Source organism: Pseudooceanicola nitratireducens (assembly GCF_900109195.1).
Taxonomy (GTDB): domain Bacteria; phylum Pseudomonadota; class Alphaproteobacteria; order Rhodobacterales; family Rhodobacteraceae; genus Pseudooceanicola; species Pseudooceanicola nitratireducens.
This window is the reverse complement of record NZ_FNZG01000002.1, coordinates 931,933-957,893: the sequence shown is the minus strand read 5'-3', so window position 1 is coordinate 957,893 and position 25,961 is coordinate 931,933. Positions and strand designations below refer to the sequence as shown.

General features: G+C 62.0%; 26 protein-coding genes. 13 read left to right on the top strand and 13 right to left on the bottom strand.

Annotated elements, in window-relative coordinates:
• Nucleotides 1-12: 12 nt before the first annotated feature.
• A complete protein-coding gene (locus tag BMX99_RS10490) occupies nucleotides 13-441 on the bottom strand; it encodes a pseudoazurin (RefSeq protein WP_093450982.1) in 429 nt (142 codons plus the stop codon).
• A 102-nt stretch (nucleotides 442-543) separates the two neighbouring features.
• Between BMX99_RS10490 and BMX99_RS10485 the strand changes: the two genes are divergently transcribed.
• A complete protein-coding gene (locus BMX99_RS10485; protein WP_093450980.1) occupies nucleotides 544-1,239 on the top strand; it encodes a Crp/Fnr family transcriptional regulator in 696 nt (231 codons plus the stop codon).
• A gap of 66 nt (nucleotides 1,240-1,305) precedes the next feature.
• Here BMX99_RS10485 and BMX99_RS10480 read toward each other — a convergent pair whose 3' ends face one another.
• Nucleotides 1,306-1,551 (bottom strand): DUF1858 domain-containing protein, encoded by a 246-nt coding sequence (locus tag BMX99_RS10480; protein ID WP_093450976.1) that lies wholly within the window; start codon nucleotides 1,549-1,551, stop codon nucleotides 1,306-1,308.
• A 125-nt stretch (nucleotides 1,552-1,676) separates the two neighbouring features.
• Between BMX99_RS10480 and BMX99_RS10475 the strand changes: the two genes are divergently transcribed.
• From BMX99_RS10475 to BMX99_RS10435, 9 genes are all read left to right on the top strand, one after another.
• Nucleotides 1,677-2,129 (top strand): c-type cytochrome, encoded by a 453-nt coding sequence (locus BMX99_RS10475; RefSeq protein ID WP_043747686.1) that lies wholly within the window; start codon nucleotides 1,677-1,679, stop codon nucleotides 2,127-2,129.
• A 21-nt stretch (nucleotides 2,130-2,150) separates the two neighbouring features.
• A complete protein-coding gene (locus tag BMX99_RS10470; RefSeq protein ID WP_093450974.1) occupies nucleotides 2,151-3,506 on the top strand; it encodes a cbb3-type cytochrome c oxidase subunit I in 1,356 nt (451 codons plus the stop codon).
• A 4-nt stretch (nucleotides 3,507-3,510) separates the two neighbouring features.
• Nucleotides 3,511-4,305: a CbbQ/NirQ/NorQ/GpvN family protein gene (locus BMX99_RS10465; RefSeq protein ID WP_093450972.1), complete on the top strand. Its 795-nt coding sequence runs from the start codon at nucleotides 3,511-3,513 to the stop codon at nucleotides 4,303-4,305.
• 4 nt (nucleotides 4,306-4,309) lie between these two features.
• On the top strand, nucleotides 4,310-6,184 hold the full coding sequence (locus tag BMX99_RS10460; protein ID WP_093450969.1) for a nitric oxide reductase activation protein NorD: 1,875 nt from the start codon (nucleotides 4,310-4,312) through the stop codon (nucleotides 6,182-6,184).
• A gap of 1 nt (nucleotide 6,185) precedes the next feature.
• Nucleotides 6,186-6,371: a hypothetical protein gene (locus tag BMX99_RS10455; protein WP_093450967.1), complete on the top strand. Its 186-nt coding sequence runs from the start codon at nucleotides 6,186-6,188 to the stop codon at nucleotides 6,369-6,371.
• Complete coding sequence (locus BMX99_RS10450) at nucleotides 6,368-6,583, top strand: NnrT protein (RefSeq protein ID WP_093450965.1); 216 nt, start codon at nucleotides 6,368-6,370, stop codon at nucleotides 6,581-6,583. The genes BMX99_RS10455 and BMX99_RS10450 overlap by 4 nt, the downstream gene beginning before the upstream one ends.
• A complete protein-coding gene (locus BMX99_RS10445) occupies nucleotides 6,583-7,275 on the top strand; it encodes an NnrU family protein (RefSeq protein WP_093450963.1) in 693 nt (230 codons plus the stop codon). The genes BMX99_RS10450 and BMX99_RS10445 overlap by 1 nt, the downstream gene beginning before the upstream one ends.
• A gap of 50 nt (nucleotides 7,276-7,325) precedes the next feature.
• Entirely contained in the window at nucleotides 7,326-8,681 is a 1,356-nt protein-coding gene (gene hemN / locus BMX99_RS10440; RefSeq protein WP_093450960.1) for an oxygen-independent coproporphyrinogen III oxidase, read from the top strand.
• A gap of 362 nt (nucleotides 8,682-9,043) precedes the next feature.
• A complete protein-coding gene (locus BMX99_RS10435) occupies nucleotides 9,044-10,165 on the top strand; it encodes an MFS transporter (RefSeq protein ID WP_409371775.1) in 1,122 nt (373 codons plus the stop codon).
• Between the two features lie 163 nt (nucleotides 10,166-10,328).
• On the opposite strand, the gene BMX99_RS10430 is transcribed toward BMX99_RS10435, so the two are convergent.
• From BMX99_RS10430 to BMX99_RS10385, 10 genes are all read right to left on the bottom strand, one after another.
• Nucleotides 10,329-11,474: an HPP family protein gene (locus BMX99_RS10430; RefSeq protein ID WP_093450955.1), complete on the bottom strand. Its 1,146-nt coding sequence runs from the start codon at nucleotides 11,472-11,474 to the stop codon at nucleotides 10,329-10,331.
• Between the two features lie 78 nt (nucleotides 11,475-11,552).
• On the bottom strand, nucleotides 11,553-12,365 hold the full coding sequence (locus tag BMX99_RS10425) for an SUMF1/EgtB/PvdO family nonheme iron enzyme (RefSeq protein WP_170848822.1): 813 nt from the start codon (nucleotides 12,363-12,365) through the stop codon (nucleotides 11,553-11,555).
• Between the two features lie 98 nt (nucleotides 12,366-12,463).
• The gene (gene nirK, locus BMX99_RS10420; protein WP_093450952.1) at nucleotides 12,464-13,612 is read right to left on the bottom strand and encodes a copper-containing nitrite reductase; all 1,149 of its coding nucleotides are present in this window, start codon (nucleotides 13,610-13,612) and stop codon (nucleotides 12,464-12,466) included.
• A gap of 83 nt (nucleotides 13,613-13,695) precedes the next feature.
• Nucleotides 13,696-14,613, bottom strand: coding sequence for an FAD:protein FMN transferase (locus tag BMX99_RS10415; RefSeq protein ID WP_093450949.1), 918 nt, complete (start codon nucleotides 14,611-14,613; stop codon nucleotides 13,696-13,698).
• On the bottom strand, nucleotides 14,610-15,143 hold the full coding sequence (locus BMX99_RS10410) for a nitrous oxide reductase accessory protein NosL (RefSeq protein ID WP_093450947.1): 534 nt from the start codon (nucleotides 15,141-15,143) through the stop codon (nucleotides 14,610-14,612). The genes BMX99_RS10415 and BMX99_RS10410 overlap by 4 nt, the downstream gene beginning before the upstream one ends.
• Nucleotides 15,140-15,967, bottom strand: a complete 828-nt coding sequence (locus BMX99_RS10405) for an ABC transporter permease (protein WP_093450944.1) — start codon at nucleotides 15,965-15,967, stop codon at nucleotides 15,140-15,142. Before BMX99_RS10405 ends, BMX99_RS10410 begins: the two co-directional genes overlap by 4 nt.
• Complete coding sequence (locus BMX99_RS10400; protein WP_093450940.1) at nucleotides 15,964-16,872, bottom strand: ABC transporter ATP-binding protein; 909 nt, start codon at nucleotides 16,870-16,872, stop codon at nucleotides 15,964-15,966. Before BMX99_RS10400 ends, BMX99_RS10405 begins: the two co-directional genes overlap by 4 nt.
• Entirely contained in the window at nucleotides 16,869-18,122 is a 1,254-nt protein-coding gene (locus BMX99_RS10395; RefSeq protein WP_093450936.1) for a nitrous oxide reductase family maturation protein NosD, read from the bottom strand. Before BMX99_RS10395 ends, BMX99_RS10400 begins: the two co-directional genes overlap by 4 nt.
• A gap of 17 nt (nucleotides 18,123-18,139) precedes the next feature.
• On the bottom strand, nucleotides 18,140-20,038 hold the full coding sequence (gene nosZ, locus BMX99_RS10390) for a TAT-dependent nitrous-oxide reductase (RefSeq protein WP_093450934.1): 1,899 nt from the start codon (nucleotides 20,036-20,038) through the stop codon (nucleotides 18,140-18,142).
• A gap of 13 nt (nucleotides 20,039-20,051) precedes the next feature.
• Nucleotides 20,052-22,232, bottom strand: coding sequence for a NosR/NirI family protein (locus tag BMX99_RS10385; RefSeq protein ID WP_093450932.1), 2,181 nt, complete (start codon nucleotides 22,230-22,232; stop codon nucleotides 20,052-20,054).
• A 355-nt stretch (nucleotides 22,233-22,587) separates the two neighbouring features.
• On the opposite strand from BMX99_RS10385, the gene BMX99_RS10380 reads away from it, so the two are divergent.
• From BMX99_RS10380 to BMX99_RS10370, 3 genes are all read left to right on the top strand, one after another.
• The gene (locus BMX99_RS10380) at nucleotides 22,588-23,829 is read left to right on the top strand and encodes a nucleotidyltransferase domain-containing protein (protein WP_093450930.1); all 1,242 of its coding nucleotides are present in this window, start codon (nucleotides 22,588-22,590) and stop codon (nucleotides 23,827-23,829) included.
• A 134-nt stretch (nucleotides 23,830-23,963) separates the two neighbouring features.
• Nucleotides 23,964-24,326 (top strand): hypothetical protein, encoded by a 363-nt coding sequence (locus BMX99_RS10375; protein ID WP_244525520.1) that lies wholly within the window; start codon nucleotides 23,964-23,966, stop codon nucleotides 24,324-24,326.
• The gene (locus BMX99_RS10370; protein WP_093450924.1) at nucleotides 24,310-25,488 is read left to right on the top strand and encodes an HNH endonuclease; all 1,179 of its coding nucleotides are present in this window, start codon (nucleotides 24,310-24,312) and stop codon (nucleotides 25,486-25,488) included. The genes BMX99_RS10375 and BMX99_RS10370 overlap by 17 nt, the downstream gene beginning before the upstream one ends.
• 217 nt (nucleotides 25,489-25,705) lie before the next feature.
• Here the strand turns inward: BMX99_RS10370 and BMX99_RS10365 are convergent, their stop codons facing one another.
• Nucleotides 25,706-25,876 (bottom strand): twin-arginine translocase TatA/TatE family subunit, encoded by a 171-nt coding sequence (locus BMX99_RS10365; RefSeq protein WP_088626385.1) that lies wholly within the window; start codon nucleotides 25,874-25,876, stop codon nucleotides 25,706-25,708.
• Nucleotides 25,877-25,961: the final 85 nt, after the last annotated feature.

Sequence of the window (25,961 nt, the reverse complement as noted above, 5' to 3'; positions counted from 1 at the left end):
TAGGACGCTGCGTCATTCGACCTGGGCGATCAGATCCGCCATACGGCCTTTCGCCTTGCCCTTCTGCTTCACGGCCTCAGCTGCTTCGAGGTTGACCGCGTCGCCCACCTGGATCAGTGCAACCATCCCCATGGCATAGTGCGGCGTGCACTTGACGCCATAGACGCCCTCAGCTTCGACGGTCAGGTCGAATTCCTCGTTGAACTTGGTCTTGAAGCCCTCAACTCCGTCCGGGAGCATCCCGTCGATATCCTCGACATTGTGGCCCTTGTCGGTCGGAATGAACTTCACCACGTCGCCGGGCTGCGCTTTGACGAAGGCAGGCTCAAAAACCATGGCACCGGCCTCGCCTTTGTTCAGCATGTGGACCTCGAAGGTCTCGGCATTGGCGGCACCGGCAGCAAGGGCAAGCGCGGCGGTCATCATCAGTTTCGTAAGCATCGGAACATCCTTTCGTATCTTGTCCGGTTGCATTCTCTGGTCGCGTTATGCGTTAAGGTGAGCAACCGAACGTTGCTCTGAAACAAACTCCGGACCCAAAAATTGCCCAAACTCGACGAAAGCCTTCTGAGCGACCTGCCACCATTCTCCCTTCTTGAGAGGTCGCAGATTCGCGAGGTCCTCGACCACGCGGTGTCACGTCGCTACGAGGAAGGCACTGCGATCTTTCGTGAAGGACACGACGCCGACCGGTTCTATATGCTGCTCGACGGCTATCTGCGCGTGGTTCGGACAACGCCCGGCGGTGACCAGATCATCGTTCTGCATATTTCGCCCGGTCAGTTGTTCGGGATAGCCCCGGCCTTGCAGCGCGACACCTACCCGGCAACATCCATCGCTGCTGCCGAGTCGATTGCCCTCTCGTGGCCCGTCAGCCTCTGGTCAGACTTCACCACGAACTACCCTGGCTTCGCGACCGAGAGTTACAAGACTCTCGGCCAGCGTTTGGGCCAGATTCAGGATACGCTGACCGAAATGGCTACGCAGGCCGTGGAGAAACGCGTGGCCTGCGCTCTTTTGCGACTTGTGAACCAAACAGGGCGGAAGACAGAGGGAGGAATCGAAATCGCCTTTCCCGTCACTCGGCACGACATATCAGAGATGACCGGCACTACCCTGCACACGGTCAGCCGGTTGCTTTCCGCTTGGCAGAAGGACGGTATTGTGCAGTCGACGCGCAAACACATCGTGGTCACAGCTCCACACCGTCTTGTTCTTTTGAGCGGCATCGAAGGATAGCCATCGCTTGAAGGCGCCGCCCCGAACATCGCAGGGCGGGATGATCTTAGCGAGTCGCTACCTTGGTCAATTGTCTGAGCCCAGCTTCCCGTCGCCATCAGCCTGGTCATCGATGCGCGCTGATAACTCTGCCCGAAAAGCGTCTTCGTCCAGGTCATATTCGAGACACGCATCTGTAATCGCGTGAAAGGGCGCAATCGGACAGCCAGGACACAACATCCTGCGATAAAAAAATACCGATGCAACTTCAGGCCAGGCCGCAAACAACTCTGACAAGGGCAGATTGGGATCATCGAAGTCAGGCTTGCTCATGGCGGGTCCTTTCATACCCGCATGTTGCGCTCACCTTTCGTCCCGTTCTTTGCGATTTCGCAACAAGTGGCGATATCGAAGCCAATAGACATCCGGTATCCGCAACAATTTGTCGGGACCGCGACATGTCAGAACTACTCACCAAATCGCGGGCCAGGAACGTGTTCTACGGGGGATCCATCTTCTTCGTCGTCGTGTTCGTGGCCCTGACGGCGCAGAGCCACCGTCACATCGTGGACAAGGCCACGGCCGGAATGCCCCTCACCGAAGAGGTCCGGCTGGGCAAGCACGTCTGGGAACGCCACTCCTGCATCAACTGCCACACGCTTCACGGCGAGGGCGCCTACTTCGCGCCCGAGGTCGGCAACGTGATGACGAGGTGGGGCGCCCAGGACGATCCGGAACTGGCCTATGAAATCCTCGACGGATGGATGAAGGCGCAGCCCTCGGGCATCGAGGGCCGCCGCCAGATGCCGCATTTCGAGATCACCGAAGAGGAGATGCGCGCGCTCGCCGAATTCCTCCGTTGGGCCGATCAGACCGACACCCAGAACTGGCCGCCGAACGACGCGGGCTGATCGAGGGACAGGAGAAAAACCATGAAATACCAAACACAAAAGGTGGCCTACGCCTACTTCCTCGCGGCCATGGGCCTATTCGGCATCCAGGTGCTGGGCGGGCTGCTGCTGGGCTGGATCTACGTCTCGCCTAACACCCTATCCGAGGTGCTGCCCTTCAACATCGTGCGCATGATCCACACCAACGCGCTGATCGTCTGGCTGCTCCTCGGCTTCTTCGGCGCGGCCTACTATCTCGTCCCCGAGGAATCGGAGCGCGAGATCTTCTCGGTCAAGCTGGCCTATATCCAGCTGGCGATCCTCGTGGTCGGCACGCTTGGTGCCGTCGGTTCCTACCTCGTGGGTGTCCACGGCGGCCGCGAGTTCCTCGAACAGCCGCTCTGGGTCAAATTCGGCATCCTCGTCGCGGCGGTAATCTTCCTCGTCAACGTTTCGCTGACCTTCCTCGCGGGCCGCAAGACGGCGATCACCAACATCCTCATGATGGGCCTCTGGCTGCTCTGCCTGCTGTGGGTCTTTGCCTTCATCAACCCGGACAACCTGTCACTCGACAAGATGTATTGGTGGATGGTCGTGCACCTCTGGGTCGAGGCGACTTGGGAGCTCGTCATGGCTGCGATCCTCGGCTTCCTGATGCTGAAACTGACCGGCGTCGACCGCGAGGTGATCGAAAAATGGCTCTACGTCATCGTCGCCACCGCGCTCTTCTCGGGCATCCTCGGAACCGGGCACCACTTCTACTGGATCGGCACGCCGGGCTACTGGCAGTGGATCGGCTCGATCTTCTCGACCTTCGAGGTGGTCCCCTTCTTCGCAATGATGTCCTTCGCCTTCGTGATGGTCTGGAAGGGCCGTAAGAACCACCCGAACAAGGCCGCGCTTCTGTGGTCGCTCGGGTCCTCCACCGTGGCCTTCTTCGGCGCGGGCGTCTGGGGCTTCCTGCACACGCTGCACGGGGTGAACTTCTACACCCATGGCACGCAGATCACCGCCGCCCACGGGCACCTTGCCTTCTACGGCGCCTACGTGGCCCTCAACCTCGCGATGTTCAGCTATGCGATGCCGCTGCTGCGGAACCGCGCGCCTTACAACCAGGTGCTCAACATGGCGAGCTTCTGGCTGATGACCGGCGGGATGGCCTTCATGACCTTCACGCTGACCTTCGCAGGAACGATCCAGACGCATATGCAGCGGATCGTGGGCGACTACTACATGGACGTCCAGGACCAGCTTGGCCTCTTCTACCTGATGCGCTTCGGCTCGGGTGTGGCGGTGGTGCTGGGGGCGCTCCTCTTCATCTACTCCATGCTCGTGGTGCGCCGCGAGGTGGTCAAACCCGGCCCCGTGATCAAAGACGCGGCCGTTCCGGGAGAGTGATCCGATGAAAGACTTCAACACAGCCGACCTGCCGTTCTACCAGTCCGTCGCAGATGAATGCACGGTGTTCGAAACGGCCCATGCCAACGCTCTGCCCCTTCTTCTGAAGGGGCCGACCGGATGCGGCAAGACGCGCTTCGTCGAACACATGGCGGCTCGTCTGGACCTGCCGCTCCACACCGTGGCCTGCCATGACGACCTCAGCGCCGCCGACCTGATCGGGCGCTACCTGTTGAAAGGGGGCGAAACCGTCTGGGTCGACGGGCCGCTTACCCGGGCGGTGCGCGAAGGCGGCATCTGCTACCTCGACGAGGTGGTGGAGGCCCGCAAGGATGTCACCGTCGTCCTGCACCCGCTGACCGATGACCGACGTCGGCTGGTCATCGACAAGACGGGCGAGGAACTGGTGGCGCCCGACAGCTTCATGCTCGTGGCCAGCTACAACCCCGGCTACCAGAACATCCTGAAAAAGCTGAAGCCCTCGACCCGGCAGCGCTTCGTCTCCGTCGGGTTCGACTTCCCGACGCCTGAGGTCGAGGTGCCAGTGGTCATGCGCGAAAGCGGGCTGGACGAGGGCCGCGCGAAGGCGCTGGTCCGACTGGCGGGCGGCATCCGCAACCTCTCGGGCATGGACCTTGAGGAAGGGGTATCCACCCGCCTGCTGATCTACGCCGGCACGATGATTGCCAAGGGGATGCCCGTCGACCGGGCGCTTCAGGCCGCGATCATCGAACCGCTCAGCGATGAGCCGGACGTTCAACAGGCCCTGCGCGATATTGCCAGCGCCGTATTCGGGTGATTCCATGATCCACGTTCTCGACCTCATGGAACCGGAGGAAACCGTCGGTAACCTCTGGCACGACATGGCCACGCGCAGGGCGGCTTCAGACGCCGACCGCGCCGTCACCTTCGACGCCATGCGCCCCAGCCTTGCCGCGCTCTTCCGGGCGCTCGGCGGCCCGGCGGGGGTCGAGATCGTGGCGTCCCCACTCGCCTCCTCCGACCACCGGCCCAGCCTGTTCCGCCGGGTCGGCACCCCGCGCGAAATGGTGCATGTGGCAGATTTCGACGGTGACCGCCTGCGCCTGCCGCCGGTGATGGACTGCTTTTCCACACGGGAGCTGAACCGCGCCGCCTATCTCTGGCTCGCCTCTATCGCAGCCTTTGCCCAGGTGCCCGCGCGGCTGGCCGACCCTTACCGCAACGACCTCGCCCAGATCGCGGCTAACGAAAGTGCCATGGACCGCGCCTTCCGCGCCTGCCCCGGTCTTCAGGAAGATTACCGGGTGCTCTGCCTCGAAACCTGCGCCCTGCGCAAACGCGGCGCCCTGCCCCGGCACGAGGCCTCGGTCGAGCTGATGATCCTCGACCAGATCGGCTGTCAGCGTGGCGGGATCGAAGAAATCGACACCCCCGCCCCGCGTGGCTACCGCAGTTATGCCCCGGTGCCGATCTGGCTGCGGTTCCTGCCGCGCACCACCGGCAAGGGAGCGGCGGATGCAGCGGAGGACCCCGATCAGATCCCCGCCTTCGCGGTTCCCAGCCGGAAAGAGGCGAAACGCGAAGATCGCGATCAGGCGAACCGCAACGACGGGTTCATCATCCATCGGTTCGAAACGATCATGTCCTGGGCCGAAAGCCTGAACATCAACCGCATGGTCGATGACGACGATCAGGACAACGCCGCAAAGGCGGCCGAGGATCAGGACCATCTGACATTCTCGGAGAACATGAAGCGCGCCGCGACCCGTCTGCGCCTGTCGCTGGATCTGTCGCCGCAGGATGCCGATCACGAGATGCTGGCAGGCAAGTTCACCTATCCCGAATGGAACCGCCGCTCCGGTGATTACATGCCCGGCCATACCCGCGTCCTGGAAGCGCCCGCAAAACCGCGCACCGAATACGCCCCTGACCCGCGCCTCGTCGCCCGGGTCAAACGCCAGTTCGCGCCGCTGCACCCGCGCCGCGTTGTCCTGCCCCGCCAGATCGACGGTGAGGATCTCGACCTCGATGCCATCGTCACGTCCCGCACAGATATCGCCTGCGGGCAGGAAGGGTCAGACCGGGTCTGGCAAGCGGGACGCCCAGTGGCGCGCGACCTGAGCGTCGCGATCCTGATGGACTGCTCCCGCTCCACTGAAGCCGCTATCGGCGACACCTCCGTCATCGAGGTCGCCCGCGAAGCCCTGTCATCGCTTGCGGAAGGGATCGACACCGCCGGCGACCGGCTTGGCATCTGGGGCTTCTCCTCGCTCCGCCGCGATCGCGTCTTTCTGCATCGTGCGAAGACCTTCGAGGAACCGATGTCCGGCGACGTCACCGCCCGGATCGGGGGCCTTGCACCCGGCCATTACACCCGGCTCGGCGCGGCGATCCGCCATGTCTCGGCCCAGCTCGCCGAAGAAGGCGCGACCCGCCGCCTGATGCTGGTGCTGACCGACGGCAAACCCAACGACCTCGACCACTACGAGGGTCAGCACGGGATCGAGGACAGCCGCATGGCCGTCCGCGAGGCCCGCGCCCTCGGCCAGGCCGTGCATGGCGTCATCGTCGATCAGGATGGCCAGGACTGGTTCGCCCGCATCTTCGGCCGCGCGGGCTTTACCCTGCTGCCGCATCCCGAGCGCCTGCCCCGCGCCCTGCCCGAGATCTATCAAACCCTGACCATGGAGAGCTGAGATGAAACGCATTCTCGCCGTCACCCCGTATCTTGCACTGGCACTGCCCACGTCCGCCCTGGCGGAGGCGTTCGACAGACCCATCCCCCAACCCCAGACAGAGACGGCGGAGTTCTGGTTCTTCGTGGGCTCTGTCGCGCTGGTCCTGTCACTTGTCGCCGTGCAGATGCTGGTGAGCCGCCGATGAGACCCTCACCGAAGCTCTTCGCGGCGCTCTATCCGTTCGGGGCCGGCGCCATGGGGGTGAACCTCTTCTTCGCGTCGCTCATCGGGTCATGGATGGGCTTACCCGTCCTGACGCCCTGGCAATCCGCCGCCGGGGGGCTGGTCATCGGCTTGCCCGCGACCTACGCCTTCGCCTGTCACATCGTGCGACTGATGGAGAAAGCCGAAAGCTGATGACCGGATGGACGGAATACACGCTCGCACTGGCGATCTTCATCGCCAGCCACTTTTTGCCGCGCATCGGCGGCCTGCGCGACGGGCTGATCGGCGCGGTCGGGCGGCGCGTGTATTTCTCGGCCTACGGGCTGCTGTCCCTCGCCCTGCTCGTCTGGGTCATCGTCGCCGCGGGTCGTGCGCCGTATGTCGAGCTCTGGTCACAGGCGCCCTGGACCAGATGGATCCCCAACATCGCCCTCCCGCTCGCCACCGTTCTGGTCACCTGCGGCTTCGGCCTGCGAAACCCCTTCACGCTCGGGGGGAAGCGCGACACCATCGTCGATCCCGACCTTCCGGGTTTCGCAGCCGTGTCCCGACACCCGCTGTTCCTCGCTCTGGCGCTTTGGGCCGGGGCGCATCTCGTGCCGAATGGTGACCTCGCCCACGTCATCCTCTTCGGCAGCTTCAGCCTAATGGCCCTCGCCGCCATCCCCGCTTTCGACGCGAAAGCCCGCCGTTCACTCGGCGCCGAAGCCACGGCATTCTTCTCCGCCACAGCTACATTCTCTCTACTCCCCCTGACCGACCGAGCCTGGCTCCACGACAACGCGCGTCCGCTGACAATCCGGGCCATCATTGGCCTGCTGATCTGGGTCGCCGCCCTTCACCTGCATGGATCCTTGATCGGCGCATCGCCCTTTCCGTTCTGAGCTTGATCCTGCGCAAAGTTCACGACCCGGGAAAGGCACATACGGGGCATATGAAACAGATCGACCGCCTCAGATCCCTCGGCCTCTTCGACGCCCGGGTGCCCCGCTACACCTCCTATCCCACCGCCCCGGTCTTCTCGCCCGAGGTCGGTGCCGCTCACCAGGTCAAAGCGCTCGCCGCGCTGAACCCGGACGAACCCGTCTCGGTCTACCTCCACATACCCTTCTGCGAGCGGTTGTGCTGGTTCTGCGCCTGCCGCACGCAGGGCACAAAGACCCTTTCCCCCGTTGAAAGCTACATCGGCACGCTGGAGCAGGAGTTGGCGCTGCTGAAAGATACCCTACCCGCCGGGCTGCGGATGGGCCGGATGCACTGGGGCGGCGGCACGCCGACGATCCTGCCGCCGCATCTCATCCACCGGCTGGCACAGGCCGTTCGCGCCGTCATCCCCCCAACCGAGGACCACGAGTTCTCGGTCGAGATCGATCCCACTATGGTCGATCCCGACAAGATCGCAGCGCTGGCCCAAGAGGGCATGAACCGCGCCAGCATCGGCATCCAAGATTTCGACCCGAAGGTGCAGCAAGCCATCGGCCGCATCCAGCCCTTCGACGTGACACGGGCCTGTGTCGAAGACCTGCGCGCAGCGGGGGTTCACTCGCTGAACGCAGACCTCGTCTACGGGCTGCCCCATCAGGACATCGCGCGGATGGATGACACGATCTCGAAAGTGCTCGAGCTGGAGCCCGATCGGCTGGCCCTTTTCGGCTACGCCCATGTGCCGTGGGTGTCGAAACGCCAGCAGCTCATCGACGAGGAGGCGCTGCCGAAGGAGGTCGAGCGATATGAACTCGCAAAACTGGCGGCGCAGCGGTTCAAGGATGCGGGCTTCGATGCGATCGGGATCGACCATTTCGCGCGATCCGGCGATACTCTGGCGCGGGCAGCCCGCACCGGCCACCTGCGGCGCAACTTCCAGGGCTATACTGACGACACCTGCCCGACGCTGATCGGCCTCGGGGCCTCCTCAATCTCGCGTCTGCCCTCGGGCTACGTCCAGAACGCGCCGGCCACCGCCGCTTATATCCAGCGCATTGAGAGCGGGACATTGGCAGGGTCGCGCGGTCACGTAATGACAGAGGAAGACCTGCTCAGGGCTCGCGTCATCGAGATGCTGATGTGCGATTTCCGCATCAACCGACCTGCACTTCGTCAGGTGTTCGGCGACACATCAAACATCGTCGATCCATTGATTGCTCAGGTGGCTACCCGGTTTAGCGACTACGTGGAGCTTTCGGAAAACTATCTCGACATTTCCCGTGCGGGCAGACCCCTCACGCGCATCATCGCAAGCTGGTTCGACGCTCACGTCCCGGACGGCGTCAAATATAGTCAGGCCTCATGAACGGATGCTCTACGAGTGTCGGAAGCGCTGAATTTCTCGACTGGTCTCCAACAACTTGGAGATTGCACAAACCAATGGCGAACAGGGCCAACTGCCTTTATCCATCGCTTTAGGCAGAACTGTCGGCGGCTCGCTGCGGATGTCAGCAGCGAACTGCCCCACGCGCATAAAGCGCCGACGACATCCATTCCGCGCCTCTTAGCGGATTCTAACTCTTCCTCATCATACTTGTAGCTTCGGCAATTGGAGGCATAATCCGACGAAATGCGCCAGAAGTGACTGAATTGACCACCACCACGCCTGCCCGGACCTACGTCGTCGTGCTTACCGCACTCGGCGCGACTCATCTATTGAACGACCTGATGCAGTCGCTCATACCCGCAGCCTATCCGATCCTGAAGGAGGCATACGGGCTCGACTTCGTGCAGATCGGACTCATCACATTAACATTCCAAATCGCCGGATCGCTGCTGCAACCAGTGATGGGTATGGTGACGGACCGCTATCCAGCGCCGTATTCACCCGTGGTTGGCATGGCCTTCACCTTGACCGGATTGGGGTGCCTGGCCTTCGCCGCAAGTTATGGTGGGATCCTCGTCGCGGTGGCGCTGATTGGCATCGGATCCTCGATTTTTCATCCTGAGGCAACGCGCATGGCACGCTACGCGGCAGGCGACCGACAGGGACTTGCACAGGGGATATTCCAAGTGGGCGGACAGGCGGGTGGCGCTCTCGGTCCTGTCCTTGCCGCGCTGATCATCGTGCCTTGGGGCCAGCCGAGCTTGGCCTGGTTCGCAGTGCTCGCGCTTCTCGCGATGGCGTTGCTGACCTGGATCGGGAGCCAGCAGCATCGGATCCGCTCAGAGTTCACGGAACGCTCCGCCCGCCGCCGAGCCGATACCCCCTCCCCCGAGCATAGCGCAGCAACGATCGCTTTGGGATTGAGCGTGCTCACCTTCCTCATGTTCACAAAGAACACCTATGGCGAGAGCTTCCGGTCCTTCTACACCTTCTACCTGATCGAGAAGTTCGGTCTTTCGATCCCCGCGTCGCAGATGATGCTGTTTCTATTCCTAATCGCGGCGGCGGTTGGCGTGCTGATCGGCGGGATCGTCGGTGATGCGATCGGGCGGCGGCAGATTATCTGGATCTCTGTGCTGGGGCCCCTTCCGTTGACACTGATCCTGCCCTACGCCGACCTATTCTGGACCGGCGTGCTGACGGTGGCGATCAACCTGATTATGGCCAGCGCCTTTGCCTCAATCCTGATCTACGCCATGGACCTGCTGCCGAACCGCATCGGTCTGATCGGCGGTTTGTTCTACGGTCTAAACTTCGGTCTTGGTGGGATCGCGGCGGCACTTCTTGGCGTAACGGCGGACAGCTACGGAGTCGAGGCGGTCTATCGACTCTGCGCCTTTCTGCCTTTGGCGGGGCTTGCTGTCTGGTTCTTGCCTCCGATCGAGGAACGGCGTGTCATGTAGACAAGTTCGATATTCACGCCGGTGAAAGAGATACTGTTCGAACACCACAAAAATCCACGACGACAGGGGGAACACGAAGCGCCGAATTGGGACTCTTGGGGGGACAGACAACTACCAAAGCCATGCCCAAACCCCGGTGTGATCGAACAGCAACCGCGCTTTTCTACGTCTTCCTTACGACGCTTCTGGCCAGCGCAGCGATCAGGTCCGTTCGCGTTACGATGCCCGTGATCGCACCGTGTTCGATAACCGGCACTGCATCGACATCACCATCAGCCATCATTGGGAGCAGAGCACTGATCGGCGTATTGGTCGTGGCACGAGGTCCGGCGACGCTCATAATATCCTTAGCCTGAACAGGTCGGTCTCTCCGACTATCCAGCAACCGCCTAAATGCCGACACGAACCGTCGATCCAGGCGCAGCGCGTCCTCCCGCGCTTTCCCAATCAAGTGGATCTGAAAGATGACGCCCAAATACTTGCCGCTCTGGTCAATCACCGGGAGTGAGGTGAACTTGTGACGTCGAAATAAATCCGCGACTTCCACAAGTTCCGTGCCAGGAGCGACCGTAACAAGGTCCGTGGACATAATCTGGGCTGCGGTAAGCGGTCCGGTCTCGTGAGTGGCCGCCTGGATCTCAGCAGCACCGATCAAACGGGCCAGATCCTCGACCCCCAGGTTAAATGACTGTCTGTATCGTTCGAGAATAGAACTCAGTTCACTCTCTGTAAGGCCGAGGCGTTCAATCGGAGAGGCGTCTTCTGTGCCTTGCGGACCCGGATCTTCAAATTGCCGGAAGGGATAACGTCGGCCGGTCAGACGTGCAAAGCACATCGCGACAGCGACCAGAGCCGCTGTGCCCAAGCCGATCGGCATAATCGCGAACCAAAAGCCGAGGCTCTGGATAGCGTCCGGAGAGAGTGCCGCGGTCATCGCCACGGCACCGGCCGGTGGATGCAAGGCGCGGCACATCATGGTGACACTGATTGCCAAACCGACGCTCACAACCACCCGTGTCAGGGGATCCGAGACAAGCAGACACACTGCAACAGCAACCAGTGCTGCGACGGTATTGCCGATGACCGCTGACCAGGGCTGAGCAAGAGGCGAGTTCGGAACAGCAAAGAGAAGGACCGACGTCGCTCCGAAAGGGGCGACGAGGTAACGGCCCCACTCCAAATCGATAGACGGCGACAGTAGCAACAGCCCTGTCAGCCCCAGACCGACGACCGCGCCGAGACCAGCACGCAAAGCTTCGCTGGTATGAACGTGTCCTACCGCAGGTCCAAAAGATCTGAAAATTTGCAAACAAGACCCCCATTTATATGGCGCGCAAATTTTCAGCACATCGCCCAGAGTTCAAGCACATGTTCGAGCAATGCCGGTTTATCGTTCCCGCACCAGCCGGAATCCCAAGTGATCCGGTGGAAGCCCAACGGCACACCCACCGACGCTGGCGTCCCTAATAAAGTCAATGACCGCCGCCTGATGACGCCCACCCGCGATGCGCACGCCGCAATAGGGGTCGCGGGCGGTGATCACACCATCGGCACCCACCTCGCCATTCTCCATGCATCCGTCCGTCCATTCCCAGACATTGCCGCCCATATCCGCCAGACCGAGGCTGTTTTCACCAAAGCCGCCGCGCGGTCTCAGTGCCGGGCTGGAACTGCCACGCAGGAATACGCCGCGCTGGTATTGCGACAGCATGCGCTCTCCCGGATCGAGGTCGCCTTCGTCCGGGGCAGCATCGCCCTGCCGCTCGGCGGCGGCTCGCTGCCATTCCAGCGCGGTCGGAAGACGCCAGACCTGACCTGTCTGTTCGGACAGCCATGCGGCATAGGCCGTCGCATCGATCCAATTGACGTTCGTCTGGGCCAGTCCGCCAGCCCCGGTTTCGACGTCCACACAGGCCCCGTCTGCAACGCAGGCCGAATATTCCCGTTGCGAGACCTGATACTTCATGATGTCGAACGCACCGACCGGAAGGCTTTGCACACCGGGCGTCGCAGCCTTGCCATCCCGGCTGTAATTGCCAAGCGGCCGATAGGCCACTGCGCCCGCGGGCACCCGCACGATATCACCTTGCAGGGCGGTCGCGCGCAAAGCCTGCGCAGCATCCCTGTCGCGCGCCTGATCCCCAAGCCACGCCCCTGCCCCGAGACCGCAGACCAGCGTCAGACCCGCCAGCCCGATCATCACTCTCATCATGTCCATATCGGGACCTCATGATCAAAAGAGGGGCGCCCGGATTGGCCGGCCGCCCCAGTCAGTTTTCGCCTTGGAACAGCCGCGCCTTATGGCAGCGCAGTCTTACCTTCGTAGGCGGCGTTATACTCGACAGGTGCCTGAACCTGCTCCATCAGGTCGTTGTTCCAGTTGCCCTCGACCACCACGTGCGCCGTCGCGCCGAGGTTCACAGCCTCGATCAGGTTATGGTTCACGTAGGCATAGACACCCGGCTGGAGGAACTCGTAGAGAGCCGCGCCCGCGGATCCGCCCGCGATGAACCACGTTTCGAGGTCACGCTGCGGCGTGTTGTTGAACTTGCCGCGTTCCCAGACGAGGTCGCCGTGGCCACCGATCAGGTGCGGCCGGGTGTCCCGGTTGGCCTGACTGTGCACGAACAGGACCTTTTCACCCTGGGCCGCGTGCAGCGCGTTGTCGCCGGTCAGCGACCCGACCTTCCCGTTGAAGACGACGTGGCTCGGGATCAGGCCGTTCATCACCTCCAGCGTTTCGGGATAGCTTTCGGCCACATCCTCGAACCGCTTGTAGTCGCCGTTTTCGTCCTTCGGGATATAGAAGTCGTTTTCTCCGATATAGAACACGCGGTCATAGCGCACCGGATCGCCCTTGTGGTCGGTCAGACCACCACGTGGCAGGACCATGATACAGCCGGACATGCCGCTCACGACGTGCCAGGGGATCATTGGGCCACCCGGGGCGCAGTGATAGACGAAGGTCCCCGGACGCGTCGCCTTGAACCGCAACGTGGTCTTTTCACCGGGATTGACCAGCGTCAGGGACCCGCCCCCAAGCGCACCGGTCGCCGAGTGAAAATCCACGTTGTGCTGCATCATGTTCTCAGGCGAATTGAACAGCGTCAGTTCGACATAGTCGCCCTCATGGACAACCATCATGGGGCCGGGAACCGACCCGTTGAAGGTCATCGCCTGAAGGTAGGCACCGCTATCGACCTCGATCTCCTTCTCCACGATCTGCATCTCGAATTCGACGATGCGCGGTTCGGCCGGGGCTTCCTGTTCATGTTCGTGGACCATCGGAGGACGCACGAGCTTGCGCTTGATGCGCTTCAGGCTCGACAGATCCACGGGGGGGGCCATCGAGGTGTCCATGATCTCTTCGGCCTTGGCGGCCTTGGCGAGAACGGGCAGCGCAGCTATGCCGGCGGCGCCCATCAGTGCGGCTCTTCTCGTCAGCATTTTCAATCTCCTTTCAGGTATGAATGCTGTTTGAGAAGACGCTACCGGCCCTGTTGTTTTCGAACGTTGCGGAAACACAAACTTCACGACCGAATGCCAGCCGAGCCGACGATTTTCGCCCCGAGCGGCCGAAGCAGGTCGCGTTCCGATGGCGACATGAGAACGGCCGCAGTCGATGCGGCATCCGCAATCGCCGCACTGTCATGACATATCGAGGCTGGCCCGGAAGTGAGCTGCGCGTCACGTCTGGGATCGAAGATGTGTCCGATACCCGCGGCGGGATCGACCAAGGTGCCCACAACATCCGAAGTGGCGATTGCGTGGTCTTTCAAGGTGACGGTCCGGCCGCCGGGGATCGATACACGCCATCCCTGCCCCTGCCCGTCCCCAAGGGCCCGGATTTCTCCTGCGTTTACCAAGATGTGCCGGAGACCGGCACTCTTCAGAAGAGAGGCAAGGCGATCCGTGGCATAGCCCTGTGCGATCCCGTTCAGGGTCAGAGCCATACCGCCCCTTTGAAACCTGATAGCCTGCGGGGATAGCGACACATGTTGGAATCCGACCCGGCGACGCGCGTGCTGCACTTCGTCCGCCCCGACACGGCGTCCTTCGCCAAACGCTCGAGCATGAAGGTCGAACAGCGGCTGGACCGTTGGATCGAAGGCGCCTTCCGTCGCCGTGAAGACCGCCCGGGCCTCCGACAAGAGATGCAGCATGGCGGGATCGGGGTTACGCAGTATCTGATCCCGGTTCAGCTGAGCCAGGGCGCTGTCCGTCCGGTAGAGCGAGAAGAGGCTCTCGATACGCGAAAGCTCCAATTCAAGGCCATCGAATAGGGAAGCCGCCTCGGCCTGCGAAATGCCGCAAACGGCGATCTCGGCGCGCGCGCCAAGGGCTTGCCCCCGCCAGTAGGCGACCTCTCTGCCCGCAGCGGATGCACGGCCAGCCGCAAGGGTCGCGGCCGACATGGCAATGAAACGACGTCTCGAGAACCGGGTCATTGCATGACCTCCCCGTGGGCGGCATGCCCGCTCATCCCGATTTCCGCCGGACGCACATAACTTTCCGGCACATCACCCCATTGGACGATGCGTCCACCCCGATCCGCTACGAACGCGGTGGCATCCTCACGGCGGCTGAACGGCAGCGCTTCCGGCACCCCCATTCCGCCAAGCTGATCGCTCTCGATGACGAGAAAGGCCGTTTCGGCAGCGTGCCAGTTGGCGATGCCCGGCACGCTCCAGCTTTCCGCGCGACTCATGTCGGAGACGAAAACCGCAGTGATCTCCATCTCCCGCTCCGGGTCATGGATGTAAGCGACGGCATCGGACACTTGGCTGAACCAGAGCGGCGCTGCCCGGCCTTTCAGGTGGACCTGCGCCTTGGGCCCAGGATGGTCCGCGACGAACATCTGGCAGTAATGGCCGAGGGCATCGTCCGTCATCTCAACGGGGACAACGACGCTCGCCACATCTTCCTTGCAGGCGGTCAGGGCCAGAGACACGGCAAGGGCGAACACGACTTTCTTCATGGGACAATCCTCTTGGTGCGGGCGGAGCCAATGGCGATCGTTGCCACCAGCCAAAGCCCGAGGGCGGCCAGCGCGGCCACCGGCGGGAACGGAAGCGTTTGGGAAAGACCGTCGATCCCCGCGACGGGCGCGGCGTCGATCATGGCAAGGTTGTAGAGGCGGAACGCATCGGCGGGGTTCGCGATGACAAGCCATGGGAAGACATGAGTGGCGAAGATGCCCTCACCCGCCGCCATGATGGCACCCAGAAGCGCGACGTCATAGAGGACGACCAGCAGCAGCCAGACACCCACAGCGGCCGCGGCGGCCCGCGCGGTTCGCCCAGTAAGCGCCGACAACATCAGCCCGATCCCGACGAAGATCGCCCCCAGCCCGCCCGCCGATAGCATCAACCGGAGCCATGCTAATACGCCGTCCCGGCTGATCTCGGCCAGGAAGCCGATCAAAAATCCGACTGTGCCGAAGGCGATCAGGATGGCGACGCAGACCGCAACCGTCTGTGCCAAAAGCTTTCCGACGAACACCTCCCACCGACGGACCGGCGTGGCAAAGGTCAGGGCAAGAGATCCCCGCTCGACCTCACCGGAAATCGAGTCATAGGACATGAGCAAGGCGATCAGCGGGATCAGGTAGACCGAAAGGGTCGCAAGGCTGACCGCCGTCAGGGTCAGCACGTCGACCTTCAGGCCACTTCCCTGCCCAGCACCAAAGAGCGCCAGCGCCAAAGCGAACAAGCCAAGCACTGCGGTTGCCAGAATGACCCAGAGGTTTCGGCGCGCCTGCCGCAACTCCTGTCCGAAAACGGTGCCGATGCGCGTGCTCATATCTGGTCCTCCGTCGGGCCCATTCGGGAAAAATGCCTGTAGATATCGGTGAGACCGGGAGGCGCAATCTCGACGTCCCGAAGCTTGTCATGGTGCCGCCCGAGGCGCGCAAGAAGGTCCACCTTCGCGCCCTGCGCGCAATCGAGGTCCAGGCGGCATCCGTTGACCCGCCGCCCGCCGAATTCGCCATGAAGATCGTCTGCCGCCCCCGGCTTGGCCGATATGCGGATCGTGGTCGGCAAACCTGCTTCCTGGGCCAACTCTGCCAGGGTGCCCTCTGCCTTCAGCCGTCCGCGGGCGAGGATCGCAATGCTGTCTGTCTTGTCCTGCACTTCCTCCAGCCCGTGCGACGAGAGCAGCACGGCAGATCCCCGGGCAGCCGCATCGGCGATCACCTCGTAGAACTCGTGCCGCGACACCGGGTCGAGACCGCTGGTCGGTTCGTCGAGCAGAAGAAGCCGCGGGGCACCGATCAGGGCCTGCGCCAGCCCAAGACGCTGGCGCATCCCCTTGGAATAGGCCCCGACCGCCCGATCAGCGGCATCCAGAAGGCCGACACGCGCCAAAAGGTCCGAAACCTCGGCCTTCGGTGTTCCTCGCAAGCCTGAAAAATAGCTCAGCACCTCGCGGCCCGACAGGTTCCTCTGGAAAGAGACGACCTCGGGAAGGTAGTTCACGGCCTCCCTGGCCGGGTTGGACCCCGGCGCGTGACCAGCGACGGCAACGGTGCCGGAGCTTGGATGCAGAAACCCGAGAACCGTCTTGAACAGCGTCGACTTGCCGGCACCGTTGTGGCCGAGCAAGGCCAACCGCTCGCCGGGCTGAACGGACAGTGAAACATCGTCGAGAACCCGCTGCCCACCGAAAGACAGACAGAGAGCATTGATGGCGAGAATTGCAGTCATGATGGTTCTCCTTGCGGCAGTCCGGTTCCGGTCGGCGACGTCAGCGGATGGGTATCGGTCACGCCCCCGGGCAATAGCCCCGGGAACCTTGACTGCGACCAACGGATGAGCTGCATGGCCGGTGCCCCCATCAGCAGCCGTGCCGCCGGCTGCGACCAGACAAGCCGGTCGATGCTGTCATTGGGCCGATAAGGACTGTCGGCGACGCCATCGCCATTCACGTCAAAGGCGACGTGATCGGACCAGTAGTTGCCGATGCCGTCGGCCGACCATTCCATCCACGTGGTGCCGACGTATTTCACCTGGGTTCTGTTACCAATGAAGGCGTTTCCGGCCAGCTCATTGCCCTGGCTTCCGGCGGTAAAATGGACACCGATCCCACAGCCTTCGAAGCGGTTGCCCTCGAACCGGTTGTGGTTGGAATTGTAGATGAATAAGCATTTTTCGCCGCCATTGCGCACTTCGTTCCGACGCATTTCGGCGCGGTTGGCGAAGTTCATGAAAAAGCCGTGGTTGGAGTCTCCGTCCGACAGGTTCCGTTCGACGATCAGGCGCGTCGAATACATGAACGCATAGCCCATGTCATTGTCGCGGCTGATATTGTCCGTGACCTCGATCCGGTTGGCATACATGGAATGGAACGCGAACCGCAGATTGCTGAAACGGTTGCGCCGGTAGACCGCGTCATTTGACGTGGTGATGAACACGCCGTCCCGGCCTTTCGAGATCTGGTTGTCTTCGACCGTGAGCCCAGGTGCGTTCCAGACGTAAATGCCCGGTCCGCGTTCAGCGACACGGAGGTCGTTGCGACCGTCGATCCGATTGTTTCTGATGGTGACATCACGGGCACCATGGACGTCGATCCCGATCAGGTTCCCGTTCAGCGTCACCCCGTCGATGATCGTGCCGTTGGCCGCCTTCGTCAGGCGAATGCCGCTGTCGAGATCGCTGAGCCGGGCACCCGCGCCCGAAATTGTAAGCGCGGTGATCGTCACGCCGCCGGTATCGACCGTGACGACGGAACCCTCGCCAGGACCTTCGATCCGGGCAAGAGGTCCCGTGAGCGTGACAGGTGTCTTGATAATCACCGGCCCGGCGTAGGTGCCTTCCTCCAACACCACTGTATCGCCGGGCCGGGCGGTCGCGAGGGCCCGCACCAGCGCCCCCGGTCCCGGCCGCACCTCGACCGTCTCCGCAAGGGACGCAAGCGGAGCGAGGCAAAGGGCCAGCACGAAACCCAGAGAGCGCATGATCCGGTCCCCTCCCCTTACGCGACCGGTTTCACGAGCATGCGGCCGCGCATCTCCATGTGGAGTGCGTGGCAGAACCACTGGCAGTAATACCAGTGCACGCCCGGACGGTCGGCGGTGAAGGTCACCGACGCCGTGGCCTGCGGACCAACCTCGAAGGCGATACCGTGGTTGCCCAGGGTAAAGCCATGGGTCAGGTCGTCGACCTCGTCCATGTTGGTGATGTAGACCGTCACCTCGTCGCCCTGTGTCACCTCGAACTGATCGAGGCTGAACGCCGGCGCGACCGAGTGCATGTAGACCCGCACCTTGTTGCCGTCCCGGATCACATCGGCTCCGTATTCCAGTTCCACGCCGTCCTTCTCGGCCTGAAGCCGCGCCTCTTCCCACAGGCTGTCACCGCGATCATAGATCGACACGGGGTTCACCTTGTCGGCGCGCACGAGGATACAGTCATGCGGCTCGGCAAAGGTCGGGCCGTCGTGGACAAGCGCCATCTTCTCGCCCGAGATGTCGATCACCTGGTCGTTCTCGGGTTTCAGCGGGCCAACGTTCAGGAACCGGTCTTTCGAGAACTTGTTCAGCGAGATCAGGAACTGCCCATCCGCCTCAAGCGTCTCGCCCATCGTGGTGTGGTTGTGGCCCGGCTGGTAATGCACATCGATCTTCTCGATGATCGGGTCCACGTCTTCGCCGTTGAAGGCCTTGATGGCGTCCTCGATGTTCCACTTCACCATTTGGCTGTCGAGGAAGAGCGTCGTGAACGCGTTGCCCTTGCCATCATAGGCGGTGTGAAGCGGGCCGAGGCCCAGCTGCGGCTCTGCGACCACGGCCGAGCGCGGTTCTGCCCCGCCGAAGACCTCGGGCAGCTTGGTCACGTCGATCACGGTCACCGTGGGCGACAGCTTGCCATTTATACACAGGTGGCGTTTGTCCGGAGCCATGTTGCAGCCATGCGGGCTGTTCGACACAGGGATATACTGGGTGTATTTCCCGGCTTCACGACCGTCGATGACCTTCACACCGTTGTATTCGGTGTAATCCCCGGCCGCGATGCCGGCCTCGATCGCCTTGATGTCGAAGATGACGACCCAGTCCTGCTCGTTCGCGGTCATGTCCGCCAGCGTGACCCCGTTCTCGGAGTTGTAACAGGTCGAGAAGGCATAGAGCCCGTCGTAATCCGCATCGCAGTTGTCGAGGTTGCCGTTGACGATCACTTGCCAGGCGATCTCCATCGTGTCGCCGTCGATGGCGGTGAAGATCGAGACGTATTTCTCAGGTTCGTCCAGCACGATGCCGTCGTTCGGCAGCGGGATGCGGTGTTCGCCGTTGGCGAAAACGTAGCCGGTGCGCGGGTATTTTTGCGGCCGCAGACCGTGGATGTCCGACGTGTTCGGAATTTCGATGATCCTGTCGGTTTTCATGATGTCGCAGCGGATGCGCGCGACGCGGGTATTCGCTTTGTCGTTGGCGAACAGGTAGCGCCCGTCATAGGTGCCCTCGGTAAAGGACATGTGCGGGTGGTGCAGGTCGCCGTTGTCGTAGGTCACGCGCCCCCGCTTGGCGAGAAACTCTTTCGTCTCCGGCAGAAGCCCCTCGGTCAGGATCTTCAGGCTTTCGTTGGTAGAGCCCCAGCCGGTCGCCGAGCAGCGGTTGAACACCGGGATACGCATAAGTTCACGCATGGAGGGCACGCCGATGATGCGCACCTCGCCGGACTGGCCCGAGGACCAGAAGCCGTAGTAGCTGTCCAGCTCGCCCGGTGCGACCTCGATCGAGGCCGTCGCGGCCGCCGCCTTGCGGGTCGACGCAAGCAGGCCCAGCCCGCTGGTCCCGGCGACCGTCGCGAGCGCGGCGACGCCAGCCGTCCCCTTGAAAAGTCCCCTGCGGGACACACCCTTGGTTTCTTCGCTCATTGTCTTTCCTCCTTCATTTGGCATTGGAAAGTTGGTTGGGATGACCGAGGTTCGGTCGTTCGGCATGGGCCGCGAGCGCTGCCGCCGATGCCGCGTCCTTGGCGCGTCGCTTGTCGGTCTTGATGACGACCGGACAGCGCGCGTGATCCTGGTAGAGCACCTGACAATTCAGGCAGGAGATGCACTCGTTCGGGTTGATCTCGCCCGTCGGGTGGATGGCATCGACCGGGCAGTCCGTCGCGCAAAGCTGACAAGGGTTGCCGCATTCCTTGTAGCGTTTGAGCCAGCGGAACATGTGCAGTCGCGCCGGGATGGCGAGGCCGCCGCCGAGTGGGCAGACGTAGCGGCAATAGAACCGCTCGATGAACAGCCCCGGCAGCAAGAAGGCGAATGCGATCAATACGTAAGGCAGTGGCCGCGCGAATTTCAGGATGATCGCGGTCTTGAACGGCTCAACTTCGGCGAACCGCTCGGCCAGTTCGAGCGAATAGAGCGACAGGCCGAAGAGTCCGAGAAAGATGATGTATTTGACCGCCCAGAGCCGCTCGTGCAGGCCCCAGGGCAACGTCACCTGCGGCACCCGGAACCGGCGCGCGATCTTGTTCGACAGTTCCTGAAGCGCGCCGAACGGGCACAGCCAGCCACAGTAGGCCCCTCGCCCCCAGAACAGCAGTGCTGCCGCCACGGCGAACCAGAGGATGAAGATCAGCGGGTCCATCAGGAAGGTGTTCCACTGGAAGTCGCTGAAGAGCGCATTGACCACCGCGAGAATGTTCACGACCGAGAGCTGCGCATTGGCAATCCAGCCGACAAAGACGAGCGTGAACACGAGGTAGGCGTTGCGCAGTATCGCAAAGGTTCGCGCGTTCCGGGTCGCGAAGGCCTGGAAGAAGAAGATGCCCGACAGGAGCGCCAGCGCGGTGGCAAGAACGATCACCTGTAGCCGCTTGGTGTCCCATATCCGTTGCCAGAGCGCGTCGCGGGCGTCCGCGTCGGCTGCTGCCGGTGCCGCCTGTGCGACGGGTTCAGAAGGAACCTCGCGCACATATGGGGACGGCAACTCGTAGCCCAGGTCGTAGGTCAGGAAGACCTTCTCGATCGGACCGACGGCACGGCTGACGAGGAACTGTAGCCGGAAGGGCCTGGCCGGATCGAACCCAGACGCTGCGGGGACGATGAACAGGTCCATCTCTCCGAATTCCGGGGCGCCCTCGGCCGCGATCTGTCCGATGCGCTGGTGCCCGCGATCGCGAAACCGATAGGACATTTCGCCCTGGATCAGCTGGAAACGGTCGAAAATGCCGCCGCGCACATAGCCCGAGCCCTTGAAGGACCATTCTCCGGCACCGAATACGGCGATGGCGTGGTCCCCCGGTTCCAGCCGTGCGGCCAGATTGTCCCAGCCCGTGTCGCCAAGCAGCGACCGACCAATGGCTGGATGGCTGACGACGGTTGTCCGGACATCGACATAGGCCTGATCGGGGGCCGCTGTTTCCGCGTTTTTCTCCGTCCGCGGATCACCGAGCGCGGCGAAATCCGCATTGATCGTTCCAACATCCAGCATGAGGCGGCGAATGGCGCCATTGCCGGCCAGCGTTTCCCAGTCAGTCACTTGACCGGCATCGGGGGCGAATTCTTTTCTCGGACCAGATGCGGACGGGGCCGCGAAACCGTCCAGCCCCAACGCGCGGGCAGCCTTCACGCCAGCCCTCAGGATCGAGTCGTCGATCACCATGATGGTGACCGTGGCCCCCGAGACGATTTCCAGGTCATCCGTATCCCGCGGACCGGCCACCGAGCTCAGATCGAACCCGGTATAGTGGTCGATGACCGCCCGGATCTCGCTCTCGGGGATACCGACCAGAACGATCGGCTCCGAATGCTTGATCAGCTTCGCGCCGGTCAGATGTGCCTCGGGCGAGAGGCCCACGAGTATGTGGATCGGTTTGCCCGAATACCCGGTCGTGGGCACAAAATCAGAGGTCAGGAACACCCAACCGATCGTGTCGTTCCCCTTCAGCGTCGGCACGAGCCCGTCGTCGCGTGGAACACCGAAGGCCTCGGCTCCAGGCACGAGGTCCTGGGGCTCTACAGCCTCAAGGAATTGATCCACCATAGGCGCCGCGAAGGCCTGAACAGCAATGCTCAACAGGACGGCCACCGCCCAAGCAATCTGGCGTATCGCGCTTCGCATCTTCTCGCCGCCTCACATCAGCCCAAACTTCTTTGGGCGTTGCTTAAAGGCGGGGCCGGATGCGGAGTTTGCGATTGAGCAACGTTCTCGGCGAATTACGGGTGCGGTGAAACCGATGCGCCTTATGCCAACTACGTCAGGATCAGGTCGATCCTGTGCTGACTACCTAAATGGTGACGCTAACAGGCTCTGAGAATTTTTTTCACAATGAATTCGGCAACCTTGGGACATACCGAGAACAAATTACATCATGTGGCGTTGAAACGAATCCGGACCGGGCATATATTGGGATTGTTAGCGCCTAAGATTGAAGGGAGGCAATCGAACGGGCACCATTTTGGAGGAGGCCTTACCGATGCCGCTTGACGATACTGCCCCGCAACTCGACGCCCTACTGCTGGGGACAGTCCTTGAAATGGAACTGAGCCCTCGAGACAACCAAGTTGCCTCGAAACGCTACAACCTGATCCCAGAGCACCTCCAACGACCGAACAGTCCGATTCGCCGATATATGGAGACTGCGCTCGTCTACCCTCAGGGTTCCCGTGCCATCGGCGCCACCATCGTTCATGGCGCGGACGACGATAGGTTTGATCTCGACGCTATATTGGAATTCCGCACACCGATAGGCTGGACTCCGCGGCAAGTTCTCGACGAACTCCATGCAGCTTTCGAGGGTTTTCCGGACGTGAAGAAGATTGAGCGCTGCACGCGCTGCATCCAGCTCCAGTTTGCCTTCATGCATTTGGACGTCACACCGATGGACCCCGATCACGATCCTCGGCGTGAACGCGTCGGTGAGATCTATCATAGCCCCGACGAAGGACCTGATGAACGGTTCCGTGTAAACCCCTACGGCTTCGCGGATGACTTCAGGACCCGTATCACGATGCCGAGCCGAGGCTTCCAGGATCATGTCCATGGAGTCCGCTCCAAGTTGCAAATGAAAGATCGTCTGGTGCCCGGCACAATTATGGCCGATACGGACATAGACGCGCTCCCCGAGCCCATCGATCCGATCCGGGATGCGCCCCAGGTCATCGCCCTCAAGCTCATGAAGCGATACCTCAACCTGCGCTATGCCAACCGGGACGAGAAGCGCCCGGTGTCTGTCTATCTTTCCAAGGTCGCTGCCGAGGTCCCCCTCTCTCCCTTCGGGATTTGCGCGCAGCTCGAGAACTATGCCGCAGAACTCGACCGGCGTATGGCAGTCGCCCTGGAAAGCGGTCGCCGCCCCGAGGAGCGCAATCCGGCACTCTGGGAAGAGAACTTCAACGACCGGTGGCCGAAGCACGACCGGGAGATGAAGCTCTTCCGGATGGATCTGCGGCATCTGGGATCGGAACTGGCTCGCGCCCGGACCTCCACCCTGGCGGACACACGCAAGATCTTCGACGACCTGTTCGGCGAGCGGGTCAGCGAGAAGGCGGTTCGGGCCTATATCGACGGTCTTTCCTCGTCCGCCGGCGCCGCACATTACGAGCACAACAAGGGGTTCGTGGCCAATCCCGGCCTCATCTCGCCCGCGCCGAAACAGGCGGCCAAGGTCTCGAAGGCCCCTGCCCATCACTTCCATCCCGGTTTCCGCGGAAAATGAAGACCAAGCCCCGAAAGCCGCGCTCCGCTCAGGTCCAGCTCAACCGCATGCGGCATCGCTGGCCTGACCTACGGCCGCGGATATTGGAAGAAGGTCGGGCTATCGCCTGGATCGGACCTCTCCGGGGTTTCCAGATGAAATATGAAGTCGCCGTCATTTGGGGATGGCAGAACCCGAAAGCGGTCCCCCTGGTCCATGTTCTGGACCCGCCAATCGAGCCCCGGCCGGGAACCGACTTCATCGATCTACCGCACCTGAACTACGATCATCAGAACCCAGAAGACTCGGCGCTCTGCCTGTTTGATCCCGATGCCGGGGAATGGGACAGCACGATGCTCATCGCCGACCGGATCGTCCCGTGGGCGTCCGAGTGGCTTCATTTCTATGAAATCTGGCAGCTCGACGGCGTCTGGCGCGGCTCGAACGCGCCGGGCCCGATCTCCGTGGGCGAAATCCTAAGACAGATACAGGAAGCTCCGGATGGCACGAGGGCGTAGTCCATCGCAAAAGACCAGAATTCTCGTCTGGGGCCGCGCCGCCGGCCGTTGCCAATATCACGGCTGTGGCAAACGCCTCGATGGCGACCTCGTGACGGGCGATCTGGCTAAGAACCATGCCTACCTGGCTCATATCATCGCCTCTGACCCGGGCGGCGAACGTGGCCACCCGTTCCTGTCGCACCAGCTCGCGGACGATCCTGACAACCTGATGCTGATGTGCGATCCGCACCACCGAGAGATCGACGATCCCGCGAAGATCGACCGCTACACCGTGGACACTTTGCAGGAGATGAAGCGTGCCAACGAGGAGCGGATCGAGCGGCTCCTCGAGAACCCGAATGCAACACCCGCCCATATCCTTCGGATTGCCGCGGCGATCGGCGACAACGAAACAGCCGTTCCGCTCCGGGACTGTATCGAGGCAATGAGGCCGGAGTTCACCCCGGCGGATCGGCGCCCGATCGACATCAAGATCCGCGACATTGCGCAAAAGGACAGCGATCCCGAATACTACCCAGTCGTCATCGATGCACTTCGCAAGAAGATCGAGCGAGAGATCGCCGGAAGGTTCGCGGACGGTGAGCTCGAGCATCTCGCAGTGTTCGGTTTCGCGCCCATGCCCGTCCTCATGGAGCTTGGTCGACTGCTTTCAGACCTGTCTGCGGTTTCAGTCTACGGTAGGCACAGGGAACCGATGCCGGGCTGGGGCTGGCCGAACGATCGAGAACCTCTCGAGTTCACCTGCTCTCCTGGCGCTTCCGGCCCGAAAAAGGTGGCTCTGAAAATCTCTGTTACCGCCGGCATTGCAGATGATCGTGTGATCCAGGCGCTACCTGATCAACCGGTTTCGATCTGGGAGCTCCGGAGCAGTCGGCTGGGCGCGTCTGAGCTTCGCAACAAGGATGATCTCTCCCGGTTTCGGGAACTCGTCGGAAAGACGTTCGACGCCATCAAAGATCAGCACGGGATGGACGTAGACCTGGCAGTATTTCCAGCGGCGCCGGCCGCATGTGCTGTCGAGTTCGGCCGAGCATGGCAGCATAAGGTTCATCCGCCGTTCTTGATCTATGACCAAATTCCGGACCAGGGGTTCGTTGTCCGACACCAGATCCGAGCGGCGATGCAGGCGGACGGTTTGAATTTGCATTCAGCGCAGTAGTAGGCGCAGTCGCCGAGGCGAGTGGAGAATTCACACGGGACCAAGTCGAAGACCCTTATGCCACTCGAATCGCGAATACTTCGGGCCGCAAGATTTTGCGGCCCGAAGTATCTTGTGGGCAATATCACTCAGCATATTGTTTTTGTGGCGAGCGCCGTTCTGAAAGCGGCTGGCCTTCAGCCCCACACTTTCTTTCTGTCTTTCTTTTGTCCGCGGTTCAGGCGGCTGTGGTCTCGTCTGTCTCCGGCTCCTGCCTGATACCGCGACGGAAGGCGGTCAATCCCTGCCCCACCTCGCCCATGATCGAAGAAATCTTGCCGCGCCCGAACAGCACGATCACGACGACGAGGATGATCGCCAGACCCGGCAATCCGATATTGTTGAGCATGACGTCATGTCCTTTTTTGCAATTACACCGGCACGTCGGCCGCGCCTAACTTCGCGTCAAAGGCGAAGAACGCTGGCAGACATAC

Excerpts from the sequence above, each read along its gene's own strand:
- BMX99_RS10400 (WP_093450940.1), bottom strand. The coding sequence starts at position 16,872 with ATGACTGCAATTCTCGCCATCAATGCTCTCTGTCTGTCTTTCGGTGGG.
- BMX99_RS10460 (WP_093450969.1), top strand. The coding sequence starts at position 4,310 with ATGATCCACGTTCTCGACCTCATGGAACCGGAGGAAACCGTCGGTAAC.
- BMX99_RS10480 (WP_093450976.1), bottom strand. The coding sequence starts at position 1,551 with ATGAGCAAGCCTGACTTCGATGATCCCAATCTGCCCTTGTCAGAGTTG.
- BMX99_RS10490 (WP_093450982.1), bottom strand. The coding sequence starts at position 441 with ATGCTTACGAAACTGATGATGACCGCCGCGCTTGCCCTTGCTGCCGGT.
- BMX99_RS10455 (WP_093450967.1), top strand. The coding sequence starts at position 6,186 with ATGAAACGCATTCTCGCCGTCACCCCGTATCTTGCACTGGCACTGCCC.
- BMX99_RS10425 (WP_170848822.1), bottom strand. The coding sequence starts at position 12,365 with ATGATCGGGCTGGCGGGTCTGACGCTGGTCTGCGGTCTCGGGGCAGGG.
- BMX99_RS10375 (WP_244525520.1), top strand. The coding sequence starts at position 23,964 with ATGAAATATGAAGTCGCCGTCATTTGGGGATGGCAGAACCCGAAAGCG.
- BMX99_RS10405 (WP_093450944.1), bottom strand. The coding sequence starts at position 15,967 with ATGAGCACGCGCATCGGCACCGTTTTCGGACAGGAGTTGCGGCAGGCG.
- BMX99_RS10475 (WP_043747686.1), top strand. The coding sequence starts at position 1,677 with ATGTCAGAACTACTCACCAAATCGCGGGCCAGGAACGTGTTCTACGGG.
- BMX99_RS10410 (WP_093450947.1), bottom strand. The coding sequence starts at position 15,143 with ATGAAGAAAGTCGTGTTCGCCCTTGCCGTGTCTCTGGCCCTGACCGCC.
- hemN (WP_093450960.1), top strand. The coding sequence starts at position 7,326 with ATGAAACAGATCGACCGCCTCAGATCCCTCGGCCTCTTCGACGCCCGG.
- nosZ (WP_093450934.1), bottom strand. The coding sequence starts at position 20,038 with ATGAGCGAAGAAACCAAGGGTGTGTCCCGCAGGGGACTTTTCAAGGGG.
- BMX99_RS10365 (WP_088626385.1), bottom strand. The coding sequence starts at position 25,876 with ATGCTCAACAATATCGGATTGCCGGGTCTGGCGATCATCCTCGTCGTC.
- BMX99_RS10445 (WP_093450963.1), top strand. The coding sequence starts at position 6,583 with ATGACCGGATGGACGGAATACACGCTCGCACTGGCGATCTTCATCGCC.
- BMX99_RS10450 (WP_093450965.1), top strand. The coding sequence starts at position 6,368 with ATGAGACCCTCACCGAAGCTCTTCGCGGCGCTCTATCCGTTCGGGGCC.
- BMX99_RS10395 (WP_093450936.1), bottom strand. The coding sequence starts at position 18,122 with ATGCGCTCTCTGGGTTTCGTGCTGGCCCTTTGCCTCGCTCCGCTTGCG.
- BMX99_RS10380 (WP_093450930.1), top strand. The coding sequence starts at position 22,588 with ATGCCGCTTGACGATACTGCCCCGCAACTCGACGCCCTACTGCTGGGG.
- BMX99_RS10415 (WP_093450949.1), bottom strand. The coding sequence starts at position 14,613 with ATGACCCGGTTCTCGAGACGTCGTTTCATTGCCATGTCGGCCGCGACC.
- BMX99_RS10385 (WP_093450932.1), bottom strand. The coding sequence starts at position 22,232 with ATGCGAAGCGCGATACGCCAGATTGCTTGGGCGGTGGCCGTCCTGTTG.
- BMX99_RS10470 (WP_093450974.1), top strand. The coding sequence starts at position 2,151 with ATGAAATACCAAACACAAAAGGTGGCCTACGCCTACTTCCTCGCGGCC.
- BMX99_RS10465 (WP_093450972.1), top strand. The coding sequence starts at position 3,511 with ATGAAAGACTTCAACACAGCCGACCTGCCGTTCTACCAGTCCGTCGCA.
- nirK (WP_093450952.1), bottom strand. The coding sequence starts at position 13,612 with ATGCTGACGAGAAGAGCCGCACTGATGGGCGCCGCCGGCATAGCTGCG.
- BMX99_RS10435 (WP_409371775.1), top strand. The coding sequence starts at position 9,044 with ATGCAGTCGCTCATACCCGCAGCCTATCCGATCCTGAAGGAGGCATAC.
- BMX99_RS10370 (WP_093450924.1), top strand. The coding sequence starts at position 24,310 with ATGGCACGAGGGCGTAGTCCATCGCAAAAGACCAGAATTCTCGTCTGG.